General features: G+C 62.8%; 7 protein-coding genes and 2 pseudogenes. 4 read left to right on the forward strand and 5 right to left on the reverse strand.

The window, feature by feature from the left end; all coding sequences use genetic code 11:
• Together aspT (P0D84_RS17085) and aspT (P0D84_RS17090) are read right to left on the reverse strand one after the other, a co-directional pair.
• A complete protein-coding gene (gene aspT / locus P0D84_RS17085; protein WP_408338221.1) occupies window positions 1-1,683 on the reverse strand; it encodes an aspartate-alanine antiporter in 1,683 nt (560 codons plus the stop codon).
• A 130-nt stretch (window positions 1,684-1,813) separates the two neighbouring features.
• A pseudogene (gene aspT / locus P0D84_RS17090) lies at window positions 1,814-3,495 on the reverse strand (aspartate-alanine antiporter).
• 550 nt (window positions 3,496-4,045) lie between these two features.
• Here aspT (P0D84_RS17090) and P0D84_RS17095 point away from each other — a divergent pair.
• The gene (locus P0D84_RS17095; protein WP_408338223.1) at window positions 4,046-5,044 is read left to right on the forward strand and encodes a 2-hydroxyacid dehydrogenase; all 999 of its coding nucleotides are present in this window, start codon (window positions 4,046-4,048) and stop codon (window positions 5,042-5,044) included.
• Here the strand turns inward: P0D84_RS17095 and P0D84_RS17100 are convergent.
• Entirely contained in the window at window positions 5,041-5,682 is a 642-nt protein-coding gene (locus P0D84_RS17100) for a plasmid fertility inhibition factor family protein (RefSeq protein ID WP_408338225.1), read from the reverse strand. The genes P0D84_RS17095 and P0D84_RS17100 overlap by 4 nt on opposite strands.
• Before the next feature lie 76 nt (window positions 5,683-5,758).
• Between P0D84_RS17100 and P0D84_RS17105 the strand changes: the two are divergent.
• The 3 genes and pseudogenes from P0D84_RS17105 (at window position 5,759) to P0D84_RS17115 (ending at window position 9,176) form a co-directional block, all read left to right on the forward strand.
• Window positions 5,759-6,581: pseudogene (locus P0D84_RS17105) on the forward strand (crotonase/enoyl-CoA hydratase family protein).
• 224 nt (window positions 6,582-6,805) lie between these two features.
• Window positions 6,806-7,972 (forward strand): MFS transporter, encoded by a 1,167-nt coding sequence (locus P0D84_RS17110; protein WP_408338227.1) that lies wholly within the window; start codon window positions 6,806-6,808, stop codon window positions 7,970-7,972.
• A gap of 37 nt (window positions 7,973-8,009) precedes the next feature.
• Window positions 8,010-9,176 (forward strand): MFS transporter, encoded by a 1,167-nt coding sequence (locus P0D84_RS17115; RefSeq protein ID WP_408338229.1) that lies wholly within the window; start codon window positions 8,010-8,012, stop codon window positions 9,174-9,176.
• Between the two features lie 779 nt (window positions 9,177-9,955).
• Here the strand turns inward: P0D84_RS17115 and fahA are convergent.
• Both fahA and hmgA read right to left on the reverse strand, forming a co-directional pair.
• Window positions 9,956-11,284 (reverse strand): fumarylacetoacetase, encoded by a 1,329-nt coding sequence (fahA, locus tag P0D84_RS17120; RefSeq protein WP_408338231.1) that lies wholly within the window; start codon window positions 11,282-11,284, stop codon window positions 9,956-9,958.
• Window positions 11,281-12,627, reverse strand: coding sequence for a homogentisate 1,2-dioxygenase (gene hmgA / locus P0D84_RS17125; RefSeq protein WP_408338233.1), 1,347 nt, complete (start codon window positions 12,625-12,627; stop codon window positions 11,281-11,283). The genes fahA and hmgA overlap by 4 nt, the downstream gene beginning before the upstream one ends.
• Between the last annotated feature and the right edge of the window lie 42 nt (window positions 12,628-12,669).

A 12,669-nucleotide genomic window follows, 5' to 3' on the forward strand; every position in this document is an offset into this window, starting at 1 on the left:
CTACACCAGTCCGACTACGAGCGGCCCGAGCAGCGTCAACGCGACGTTTGCAATCGCATAGGTAATCGCAAATGGAACAGTCGGCACGGCGCTTTCGGCTTTGTCCAGCACGCCGCCAAATGCAGGATTGGCACTGCGTGAACCGGTCAGCGCGCCGGCCAGGATGGCCGCGTTGTTGTAGCGCAGCACGTAACGGCCGAACAGCATGGTCAGCACCAGCGGCACCACGGTGACGACCGCCCCGAGCAGGAAGATCGTCATGCCGCTCTGCTTGACGGTCACCACGGCTTGCAAGCCCGAATTCAAACCCACCACCGCGACGAACGCCGCCAGACCGAAGTCCTTCAGCAACTGCGAAGCCGCGGACGGCATCGCGCCGTACATCGGATGCTTGCCGCGCATCCAGCCGAACAGCAGGCCGGCCAGCAGACAGCCACCGCCGGAACCGAGCGTGAGCGGAACGCCGCCCACGTCGACGACGATCAGGCCGATCAGCAGACCCAGCACGATGCCGACGCCCATATAAATGAAGTCGGTCTTGTTGCTGTACGGCAGCTCGTAGCCGGCTGCATCGACGGCGCGCTTGGTGTCTTTCGGCGAACCGTAGAAGGTGATGACGTCGCCGTGTTCGAGCTTGGTCTCGGGCAGGATCGGCAGCGGCTGGCCGGCACGCGAGGCGCTCTGGATATAGACGCCGTGGCGCAGGTCGCGATCCACGACTTCGCGTGCGGCGGCGATCGTCGTGTGATTCATGCCTTTGCGTGTGAACACGCCGTCGCGGGTCTGCATCACGACGCCAATGTCCTCGACGTTGGCGATCTCGTTGCCGTTCGCGCCGAATGCGACCACCGCTTCACGGCGGCCCACCACCAGCACTTCGTCGTTGAGTTGCAACGCCAGATCGGGCGTCGGCTCGAGGGCCTTACCGTCGCGCTTGATCCGCTCGATCGTCAACAGGTCCTGATGCTGGGTCTCGACTGCCTTGACCGTTTTCCCGGCGCTGACATCGATCTTGTACGCACGTCCCACCAGTTCGGGCAACGCACGAATTTGCCCGGCCCCGAGCGAGGGCGAACCGGCGGACAATTCGCGCTCCGCTTCGATCGACGCATCTCGCAAGCTTTGCCCCATGAACTTCGGCAGGATATTCACGCAGACGATGATCGCGCCGAGCGAGCCGAACACATAGGTCACCGCATAGGCGATCGCCACGTCGGATTGCAGCGACTTGACCTGATCGGCGGGCAAACCGAGACGCGCGATGGCGTCGCCGGCCGTGCCGATGATCGCCGACTGCGTCAGCGCACCGCCCGCGAGTCCGGCTGCGAGACCTTTGTTCAGATGGAATAGCTTCGCGCATACCACCACGGTAATCAGCGCGGTGACCGCGAGAAAGATCGCCATGGCGATCTCGCGCAGCGTCTTGCGGTTCAACGAGTTGAAGAAGCCCGGCCCGGAGTCATAGCCGACCGCGTAAATGAACACGGCGAACATCACCGATTTCACGCCGTTGTCGATCGTCACGCCCGCTTGACTGATCACGACCGCGGCCAGCAATGAACCGCCTACGCCGCCCAACTGGAACTTACCGAAGTTGATCTGCCCGATGAAGTAACCGGCTGCTAACGACAAAAACAGCGCGATCTCCGGTGATTTCTGAAGAATGTGATGTAGCCAGTCCATCGTGCCCTCGCTGGATAGTTTGAGATACTGAGTACTGGATGCTGCATGTCCACGCGGATTTCGTGTCGATGTCCGCGTGCCGTGTCGGCTGCGCGCGGCGTGGTGCACCGCGCGCAGCCCATCTGGCCGCCTAGCCGAATTTCCCGGCGAGACCGACGACAACCGGCCCCATCAACGGCAACAGAATGTTCGAGAGTGCATAGGTGATCGTGTAGCCGATCACGGGCGTCGAGTTGCCGGTCACGCCGACCAGCGCGCTGACCGCCGGCGTGCTGCATTGCTGACCGGCAATGGCGCCGAGCAGCATGGGCGCCTCGAGCTTGAGAAACACGCGGCCGATCCAGAGCGACAGCAAGCCGGGCACGAGCACCATCAGAATGCCGGCGACGGGCAGCGCCAAACCGTATTCGCGCACCAGCTTGATGGCATCGGGTCCCGCCGACAGCCCGACGGCGGCAATGAAGGTGGCAAGGCCGAAGTCCTTGAGAATTTGCGCGGCGGCCGAAGGCAACGAACCGACTAATGGATAGCGCGAACGGATCCAGCCGAACAGCAGCCCCGACAGCAGACATCCGCCGCCCGTGCCGAGCGCGATCGACACACCACCGATGCGTCCGCCGAGATGGCCAATCGCCATGCCGACCAGCACGCCCAGGCCGAGATAAACGAAGTCGGTTTTCTGGGTCGCGGCAAGTACGTAGCCCAGATGCCGCGCGCCGCGCGTGACGTCGGCCTTCGCGCCCACCAGCGTCAGCACGTCGCCGCGATTGAGTTCGGTGCCGGGCAGCGCGGGCACCGTGGTTTCGAGCCGCGTGACGGCCGCGATATAAACGCCGCGCCCTTCTTCCGGCTTGGCCCGTTCGCGTAGCTGCGCGACCGTCAGACCGTGCGCCTCGCTGCGCGTCAGCACGACGTCGAGCTTCTCCGCCACGAGCTGGCCGAAGCCGGCGTCCGCCACTTCTTCGCCGAGGCTGGCAGCCGCGGCTACGATCGCTTCGCGCCGCCCGGCCACGAGAATCAGGTCGCCGGCGCTCAACACCAGGTGCGGCTCGACCGGCACGTCGGCTCCGTTGCGCCGAAGCCGCTCAATCGTCAGATTAAAACCGTGCTGCTGTTCGAGCGTAAAGATCGTCGAGCCGGCCGCCATGCCGACCCGGAATGCGCGGCCCACGAGCGCCGGCGCCGCGGCGCGCTGACCTTCGCCGAATGCACTGTCACCGCCGAGCTTGTGCCACACGCGCTCAGCTTCTTCGCGCAAATTGATGCGCAGCAGCAGCGGCGCGAACTGGCTCGTGAACAGGACGATGGTGATCAGGCCGAACAGATAGCTCACGCTGTACGCGGTCACGATGTTGGCCTGCAGACGCACTGTCTCCGCGTCGCTGAAACCGAGCTTAGCAATGGCCTCCGAAGCCGTGCCGATCACAGCCGACTCCGTCGCGGCGCCGGCCAGCAAGCCGGCCGCCGTGCCGGCGTCGAGCCGCATCGCGAAGACCGCGATCATGATCAGCACCAGCACCGAGACGATCTCGACCACCGACAGCAAGCCATAACGCCAGCCCCGGCCAATGTTGGCAAAGAACTGCGGTCCGCCGGTAAAGCCCAGCGCAAAAATGAACAGCGCAAAGGCGATGTTCTTCAGATCGGGGGCGAGCCGCGCGCCCGTCTGACCCAATAGCAAGGCCACGATCAACGTCCCGCAGACGCCGCCGAGTTGAATTGGCCCCACGCGAAACGACCAATGAAATATCCGATTGCAAGGCTTGCGAACAGCGCGATCTCCGGTTGAGATTTCAGCAATTCACCGATCATGTTGGCTCGCCGATTTGCGGTTTATTAGCAGAAAGCTGAACAAATCTCTCTGGAATTTGAAAATGAATTCAATCCGGGTCGCGACGACTCAGATATTACTCACCCGGCATAAGCAGATTCCATTGAATGGAAACTTTATGGCATTGGCATGACGCTTCCGGCGTCAAATAGGATATGCCGCACTGCAGCGACAACAGAGAAATGCTTTTTAGCAAGCTCAACAGTCACGCTGTTCCTCGCGAGGTTTGCCCGACGTTCTGAAAACCACATACTTTGCTGATGGTTCATTCTTCTACCGCACGAAGGTGCTTTTTTGAGACGTCTTTTTTAATAATTATTGTAGTTCGCCATGCCTGTCAATATTATTTTCAATTACGACCCTTTTTGCTTCGCAAAACATGATCTTTAGTAAAGGTCGGAATCATTTTCGAACTGCGCATCGCAAACGGTGGTCATTCGCATAAAAGGGCCGATATACTGACCTGCCTCCATGCGGCGCCGCGAATGAATCGAAATTGCCGCGCCGGCATGCTTCCTTCCGGAGCCACTCATGCGCATGGTCCTGTTCAGCAGCCGTCAGTACGATCGCGACACGTTCGCCGAGGCCAACGGCAACCATTGCTTTGAACTGCACTTCCAGGAATCGCACCTCGATGGCGAAACCGCGATCCTCGCGCAAGGCTATGAAGTGGTCTGCCCATTCGTCAACGACAACGTCGATGCCGCCGTTCTGGAGCGTCTCCACGCAGGCGGCACGCGCATGATCGCGCTGCGTTCGGCGGGCTTCAATCACGTCGACCTCGCCGCAGCCGAACGTCTCGGCGTGTCCGTTGCACGGGTGCCGGCCTACTCGCCGCACGCGGTCGCCGAACATGCGGTCGGTCTGATTCTGGCGCTGAACCGGCGCTTGCCGCGCGCGGCCGCGCGCACACGTGAAGGCGATTTTTCGCTGCATGGGCTGCTCGGCTTCGACCTCCACGGCAAGACGGCGGGCGTGGTCGGCACCGGTATGATCGGCCGCGTGTTCGGCCGCATCATGGCGGGCTTCGGCATGCAGGTGCTCGCCCATGATCCCGGCACGCCGGCCGACGACCTGCTCGCGCTCGGCGCGCGCTATGTGCCGCTCGATACGCTACTGGCTGAAAGCGATGTTGTCAGCCTGCATTGTCCGTTAGTGCCTGGCACGTACCATCTGATCGACGGGCCCGCGCTCGCGAAGATGAAGCGTGGCGCAATGCTGATCAACACCGGCCGCGGCGGCCTTGTCGAAAGCAATGCGCTGATCGGGGCGTTGAAGGACGGCCAGCTCGGCCATCTCGGGCTCGACGTGTATGAGGAAGAAGGCGGCCTGTTTTTCGAGGACCACTCGAATTTGCCGCTCCAGGACGACGTGCTCGCACGCCTGTTGATGTTCCCGAACGTAATCGTCACGGCGCATCAGGCATTCTTCACGCGCGAGGCGATGAACGAGATCGCGCAGACCACGCTCGATAACGTCGCGGCATGGCAGGCCGGCACGCCGCGCAATGTGGTGCACGCGCGCGGCTAGCCGGGCGGGCTGTCGCCGGCCACCGCATCCGCCGCGCCGTCTACCGTGGTCGGGCGGATCGCCGTGCGGGCGTCGTCCGCTGCGCCGCACATCGCACGCAGCAAGGCCGCCTCGCGTTCGTGTACTTCCACCGGAAACCAGCGCGCCCCCGCGTCGGCCAGATAACGCGCGCGATGCTGCCCGTTGCGAAACGCCACCACGCCCTCGCGCTCGAAACCGAACCAGCCCAACAGACCCGGCGCGCGACGTGTCGAGATCGTCACGTACGGCATCTGCGGAGTGCGCGAATTGTCTGGATCGAGAAATTCGCGGATACCGCGCACCTTGCCCGAATGCCATTCGGCGACCGGCTTCAACACATAATCGGTGTTGTCGCGATCCGCGCATTCCAGCAGCTTGCGCACGTCGACCAGAACGACATGATGCCGCGTGCCGTCGGTGACGAAGACGCGTTTCAGGCGCACATGGTCGTACCATGGATGCTCGTGCAGGGGCACGGTCCAGATCGTCTCGGCACACGCCGGCGCGGCTGCGGATGATGAATTGGTCAAGGGCAAAGGCAGGCTCGATACGCGGGCTAAAAAACGCCAGCACGTTAGAAGTGCACTTACGCTACGAGCCGATTGTGAAAGATGCATGACAACCAATGGTATTAATCGCACTGCATGAGCACCCGGCGCGAGTGACCGGACGCGAACCTTTACGGACACAACGATGATAGCCACGCAAAATTTGAATGACCATGTGCGTATCGAGTCCAACTCGGACATTGGCGTCGCCACCATCGTGCTCGACCGTCCCACGCGGCGCAATGCCGTCGACCGTCCTACCGCGGAAGCGCTGAGCGCCGCCTTCCGCCGCTTCGAAGCGGAACCGGCATGGCGCGCGGCGGTGCTGTTCGGCGCGGGCGGCACCTTCTGCGCCGGCGCGGACCTCACCGCGCTCGCCGACGAGACCCGCCGCAATGAACTGCACGCCGACGGCAGCGGTCCCGGTCCAATGGGACCCACGCGCATGTGTTTCAGCAAACCGGTGATCGCCGCGATTGCCGGCTATGCGGTCGCGGGCGGTCTCGAACTGGCCGCGATGTGCGATCTGCGCGTTGTCGAAGAAGACGTCGTGCTCGGTGTGTTCTGCCGGCGCGTCGGGATTCCGCTGATCGATGGCGGCACGATCCGCTTGCCGCGTCTGATCGGGCTGTCGCGCGCGCTCGACCTGATTTTGACTGGTCGCGCGGTAGCGGCGCAGGAAGCGCTCGCCTTCGGGCTCGCCAACCGTGTCGTGCCTAGGGGCGAAGCACGCAGCGGCTGAACGACTGGCCGCCGAGTTGGCAGCCTTGCCGCAGGCGGCGCTGCTGGCGGACCGCCACTCCGCGTTGGAAAACAGCACGCTCGATGATCTCGCCCTGGCGTTGCAGCGTGAAGGCGCTGGCGGCTATCAGGCGGTATTCGACGAGGGCGTTGCAGGCGCCGCACGTTTCGCCGAAGGCGCCGGCCGTCATGGCAACACCCTCAAGTCAGACGAAAGCACGCAGTAAGACAGCGCCGTTCCGCGAGCAGAGGGAACGGCAAGGCGGCACGGCAAAAAGCGCCCTCCGTATGTGCTTTCAAACAACAACATCCGCCGCGACGCTCAGCAAGGCTGTTTTGACTTAGGTAGAATCCCCTACTGCTTTCCCCTCGCATCGCGCATGCGTTCTCGCCCCGAAAACGCGCGCCTGCCGCACGACGCTTCCCGTCGCGCCGATCACACTCCGTCATCATGCCTTTACCCCTGCTCGCCCTTGCCGTTGCCGCTTTTGGAATCGGTACCACTGAATTCGTGATCATGGGATTGCTGCCCGATGTCGCGCGCGATCTGTCCGTGTCTATTCCGGCGGCCGGCATGCTGGTGTCGGCTTATGCGCTCGGCGTCACCATCGGCGCGCCGATCGTCGCGATCGCCGTGGCCAACATGCCGCGCAAGAAGGCGCTGATGAGCCTGATCGGTGTCTTTATCGTCGGCAATCTGCTGTGCGCGATCGCGCCGGGCTACGCGGTGTTGATTGCCGCGCGCATCGTCACGGCGTTTTGCCATGGCGCGTTCTTCGGCATCGGTTCGGTGGTCGCGGCAGGACTCGTCGCACCGAATCGCCGCGCGCAAGCCATCGCGTTGATGTTCACCGGCTTGACGCTCGCCAACGTGCTTGGCGTGCCGCTCGGTACCGCGCTCGGCCAGGCGGTGGGCTGGCGCGCCACCTTCTGGGCGGTCACCGGCATCGGCATTCTCGCGGCGGGCGCGCTCGCGGTATGCCTGCCGGCGAAGATCGAGATGCAGAAAGCGAGCCTCGTCCGCGAATTCAGCGTGCTGAAAAACCCGCAAGTGCTGATGGTGCTTGGCATCAGCGTGCTGGCGTCGGCCAGCCTGTTTTCCACCTTCACGTACATCACGCCGATTCTCGAAGACGTCAGCGGTTTCACGCCGCATGCCGTCACGTTCGTGCTGTTGCTGTTCGGCCTCGGCTTGACGGTGGGCAGCACGCTCGGCGGCAAGCTCGCGGACTGGCGGCTGATGCCCTCGCTGGTTGCGTTTCTGCTGGCTATCGTCGTGATCCTGACGATTTTCGCCGGCACGATGCACGCTGAAATCCCGGCCATGATCACGATCTTCGTGTGGGGCATTCTGGCCTTCGCGATCGTGCCGCCGCTGCAAATGCTGATCGTCGACCGCGCGAGCCATGCGCCGAATCTGGCATCGACCTTGAATCAAGGCGCGTTCAATCTCGGCAATGCAACGGGTGCCTGGCTCGGCGGCATGGCGATCGGCGCGGGCGCACCGCTTACCATGCTGCCGTGGGTCGGCGTGGCGACTTCGATCGGCGCGCTGCTGCTGACGTTGTGGTCGGTGTCGATCGACCGGCGCGCGCAACGGATGGCGGTGGCGGGGTAAGTACGAATGACCCGCGGCCGTAGTAGCATCTCGGCCGATGAAAGTCATCTTCACCCGCGATTTCCTTGCGCTGATCCTGAGCGTCGCCGTCGTCGGACTTGGCAGCGGCGCCACGCTTCCCCTCACCGCCCTCGCGCTGACGCAAGCCGGCTATGGCACCGATGTGGTCGGCCTGCTGACCGCCGCGCAAGCAGGCGGCGGCCTGATCGTCGTGCCGATCGCCGGCTGGATCGCGGCGCGCTTTGGCGGCCGCCAGGTGATTGTCAGCGCAGTGCTGGTGGTTGCGCTTGCCACCGCGTCAATGCAACTCACCTCGAGCCTGTGGCTATGGGCAATGTTGCGCATACTCTGCGGCGCGGCGCTGATGCTGCTCTTCACAATCGGCGAAGCATGGGTCAACCAGCTCGCCGACGACGCCACGCGCGGCCGCGTCGTCGCGATTTACGCAACCAACTTCACGCTGTTCCAGATGTCGGGCCCGGTGCTGGTGAGCCAGATCACCGACTACACGCACTGGCGCTTCCTGATTTGCGGCGCGATCTTCCTGTTAGCCTTGCCGGCGCTCGCGAGCATCCGCAAGACGCCGCAAGCGTCGGAGGATGAACACGCGGCGCATGGCAGCTGGCGTCATGTGCTGCCGCAGATGCCGGCGCTAGTCATCGGCACCGGCTTCTTCGCGTTGTTCGACACCATCGCGCTGTCGCTGCTGCCGCTCTTCGCGATGGCGCACGGAATGACGAGCGAGCTGGCCGTGCTGTTCGCGTCGGCCCTCCTGCTCGGTGACACGACAATGCAATTTCCGATTGGCTGGCTCGCGGATCGGCTCGGGCGTGAACGTGTGCATGTTGGCTGCGGTGTGATCGTCGCGCTGCTGCTGCCGTTGCTGCCTTGGGCGATCACTTCGCCGTGGCTGTGCTGGCCTCTACTCTTTGTACTCGGTGCCGCGGCCGGCGCGATCTACACTTTGTCGCTGGTTGCTTGCGGCGAGCGCTTTCGCGGCATCGCGCTGGTGTCCGCCAGCTCGCTGGTGGGCGCATCGTGGAGCGCTGCGAGTTTCGGCGGCCCGCTGGTGGCGGGTGCGCTGATGAAAGCTGTCGGCAACGATGCGATGGTCGCTGTGCTAATGGCAGCGGCGCTCGCATTTCTCGCCGCCGTTTGGTGGGAGAAACGGCGTGCGCCGATGCAAACCGATATGTCGCAATAAATATTTCCCCGGTATATTGAGGCCTCGTGCCGTGCAGCACTCCGGACACACCATCGCGTCGTTTTACGCGTAAAAAAAATGGCTGTTGCCGCTAAGGGAGTAGGGGATGGTCAGTTTTTTTACGCATGCCGCATGTCTATTGGTCGGCGTGGCGATCGGCGTCTTTGTGTGCGCGCTATGCGTTGCGCGATCAAGAGCGCCACGAGACGATAACTGACTCGGCGCTTCTATTGATAGGTTCCGCTGGTTATAGAAGAGCGCCCGCATCGCGCGTTGTCGCGTCGAAAACTCTTCGCGGCAACGGCTGTCTTGCGTTAGCAATTCGCGTTGTTCTCCACAATGATGCGCTCGCTGCTTTCCACGGCGTAATGACGCGAACAACCCGTTGAACTGTTCGCCGTCACGGACATGGATTTGCACTGGTATAGATCGATGTCGGTCTTGCAGTCTCGCAAGAAGTTGCCCTAGATGACGCCGCCAACTCGGCCCTCCGCCGCGATGCCGCATGCATCCGGCCCATTGAAGCCTTCCACGATGTTACCGATCAATACGGCCGCGCTTGTGTTCGAACGAAGATCGATGCCGTTGCGGGGGCTGTTCTGCGAGCTTCTCCATCTATTTGCTTCACTGGCGGCGCGCCGAGCACCGCGCGCAATAAAAAACCATGCCTCGCAGCAATTCGCCTCGCCTGAAAAACAAAACCCCACGCTTCGAAAAACGTGGGGTTGGTCAGCAGTCTGAGCCGGCATTCCGCCGGCCTTTCATCCACCCTCTTCGCTTTAACCGTGGGCCGGCAGGATCGCCCCTACACAGGTACCGAATCCCACGCGGTAGCCATCACCCTGACACCAGCCGGCCAACGTCAGTTCGTCGCCGTCCTCGATGAACGCCCGGGTGCCGCCTTCCTTCAATTCCAGCGGGTTCTTGCCGTTCCATGTCGACTCCAGCAGACTGCCGCACGAGTCTGCCGTCGAGCCGCTGATCGTGCCCGAACCCATCAGATCGCCAACCCGCGTATTGCAGCCCGATACCGTGTGATGCGCGAGTTGTTGCGCCATTGTCCAGTACATGTGCTTGAAGTTGGTCCGCGAGATCGTGGTTGCCTGCTTCGCCGCCCGCGGCCGCAGCGTCACTTCCAGCGAGATGTCGAACGCATGCTTGCCGTCGTGGCGCAGGTACGGCAGCGGCTGCGGTTCCTGCGTCGGCTGCTCGACGCGAAATGGTTCGAGTGCGTCGAGCGTCACGATCCACGGCGAGATCGTCGTCGCAAATGTCTTCGCGTTGAACGGGCCGAGTGGCACGTATTCCCATTGCTGGATATCGCGCGCGCTCCAGTCGTTCAGCAACACCATGCCGAAGATATGCGCTTCGGCATCGGCACAGGCAATCGGCTCGCCGAGTACATTGCCGGCACCGATCACAAAGCCTGTCTCCAGTTCGATATCCAGCTTGCGACATGCGCCGAACACCGGACGCTCCTGATCCGGCAGTTTCAACTGCCCGTTGGGACGGCGCACCGGCGTCCCGCTCACCACCACCGACGACGCGCGTCCGTTGTAACCGATCGGCATCTCCGACCAGTTCGGCAACAGCGCATTCTTCGGATCGCGGAACATCGAGCCGACATTCGTCGCGTGCTCCTTCGACGAATAGAAATCGGTGTAGCCCGGAATCTGCACAGGCAGATGCAGTTGCGCGTCGGACTGACGCACCAGTGCCTTCGAACGCAAGGCGGCGTCGTCGCGCAAGGTCGCGGTGTCGCGCGCCAGCAAGTTGCTCAGCTGGATGCGCACGCTGCGCCATGCATCGCGGCCGAGGGAAATGAAAGGGTTGAGCGTGCACTGCTCAAACACCCGGTCATGCCTCGCGTCGAATTGCCCGGCCGGTGTGATCGGGAACTTGAGCAAGCCGGCGGTCTTGAGAACATGCAAGTCGACGATCTCGTCGCCAATCGCGACGCCCACGCGGTTCGTGGGGTTGGCGTGGTTGCTGAAAATGCCAAACGGCAGGTTCTGGATCGAAAAATCGTTAGTCGAATCGTTCGCCGACTCGACCCAGCTCTTGCGCGACGGATCGAGCGTCGCCTGAAGATCGCTCAATGCGCTCATCGTTGCTCCGGGTTGAAATGTTTCTTGAGACCTTGCCAGCACTCGTAGTAATGCGCCTGCAATTGCGCGGTTTCGAGCGCGAAACGGGTCGGCTTGATCAGCGTGCGCGTTTCGAACATGAAGGCCATCGTGTCGCCGACTTTCTTCGGCGTCGACGTATCGCTATGCGACGCCTTCTCGAAGGTGTCCGCGTCCGGCCCATGACCCGACATGCAGTTATGCAGACTCGCGCCGCCCGGCACGAAGCCCTCGGCCTTCGCGTCGTACACACCATGCACGAGCCCCATGAATTCGCTCGCGACGTTGCGATGGAACCAGGGCGGACGAAACGTATCTTCGGCGGCAAGCCAGCGCGGTGGGAAAATCACGAAGTCGATCGTATCGACGCCCGGCGTATCGCTTTGCGATTGCAGCACCAGGAAAATCGACGGGTCCGGATGGTCGAAGCTGATCGAGCCAATCGTGTTGAAGCGGCGCAGATCGTATTTGTATGGCGCGTAGTTACCGTGCCATGCCACCACGTCGAGCGGCGAATGGCCGATGTCCGCGCGCCACAGATTGCCGTTCATCTTGGCGACGAGTTCGAAGTCGCCTTCGCGGTCTTCATAGGCGGCATGCGGCGTGAGGAAGTCGCGCGGATTGGCGAGGCCGTTCGAGCCGATCGGGCCGAGGTCCGGCAGACGCAGCAACGCGCCGAAGTTCTCGCAGATGTAGCCGCGCGCGTTGCCGTCCGGCAGGCTCACCGCGAAGCGTACGCCGCGCGGAATCACCGCGATCTCGAACGGTCCGAGGTCAAGCCGACCCATTTCGGTGGCGATATGCAGGCGGCCTTCCTGCGGCACGATCAGCAATTCACCGTCGGCGTTATAGAAGAAACGATCCTGCATCGAGCGGTTCGCTGCGTACAGATGAATCGCGCAGCCACTCATCGCTTCCGCCGCACCATTGCCCGCCATCGTTACCCAGCCGTCGACGAAATCGGTCGGCTCGGTGGGCATCGGCAAGGCGTCCCAGCGCAGCTGGTTGGGCGGCGTCGGCGGCACCTCGGCAAAGTTGGCGACGAGCCGGTCCGAGGGCAACTGCGTGAACGGCTTGTGAACTGCCGCCGGGCGAATCCGGTACAGCCACGAACGGCGGTTATGGGCGCGCGGCGCAGTGAATGCGGTGCCCGACAACTGCTCGGCGTACAAGCCATAAGCCGCGCGCTGCGGCGAATTGCGGCCTTCGGGCAGCGCGCCCGGCAAGGCCTCCGTGGCGAATTCGTTCGCGAATCCCGACTGATAGCCCGGCTCGATCTCGAGCCGCGAGCTGGCGGTATTCGGCGTGCGGGTTGGGGTATCCATACAAAGTTCTCCGTTGATACTTGAATCCGTCGACGTGAGCTT

Source organism: Paraburkholderia sp. RL17-337-BIB-A, from assembly GCF_046025895.1.
In the GTDB taxonomy this organism is placed as follows: Bacteria; Pseudomonadota; Gammaproteobacteria; order Burkholderiales; family Burkholderiaceae; genus Paraburkholderia; species Paraburkholderia fungorum_C.

Bases quoted from the DNA above. Each gene is read 5' to 3' on its own strand.
- aspT (WP_408338221.1), bottom strand. From the start codon at position 1,683: ATGGACTGGCTACATCACATTCTTCAGAAATCACCGGAGATCGCGCTG.
- P0D84_RS17095 (WP_408338223.1), top strand. From the start codon at position 4,046: ATGCGCATGGTCCTGTTCAGCAGCCGTCAGTACGATCGCGACACGTTC.
- P0D84_RS17100 (WP_408338225.1), bottom strand. From the start codon at position 5,682: ATGCATCTTTCACAATCGGCTCGTAGCGTAAGTGCACTTCTAACGTGC.
- P0D84_RS17110 (WP_408338227.1), top strand. From the start codon at position 6,806: ATGCCTTTACCCCTGCTCGCCCTTGCCGTTGCCGCTTTTGGAATCGGT.
- P0D84_RS17115 (WP_408338229.1), top strand. From the start codon at position 8,010: ATGAAAGTCATCTTCACCCGCGATTTCCTTGCGCTGATCCTGAGCGTC.
- fahA (WP_408338231.1), bottom strand. From the start codon at position 11,284: ATGAGCGCATTGAGCGATCTTCAGGCGACGCTCGATCCGTCGCGCAAG.
- hmgA (WP_408338233.1), bottom strand. From the start codon at position 12,627: ATGGATACCCCAACCCGCACGCCGAATACCGCCAGCTCGCGGCTCGAG.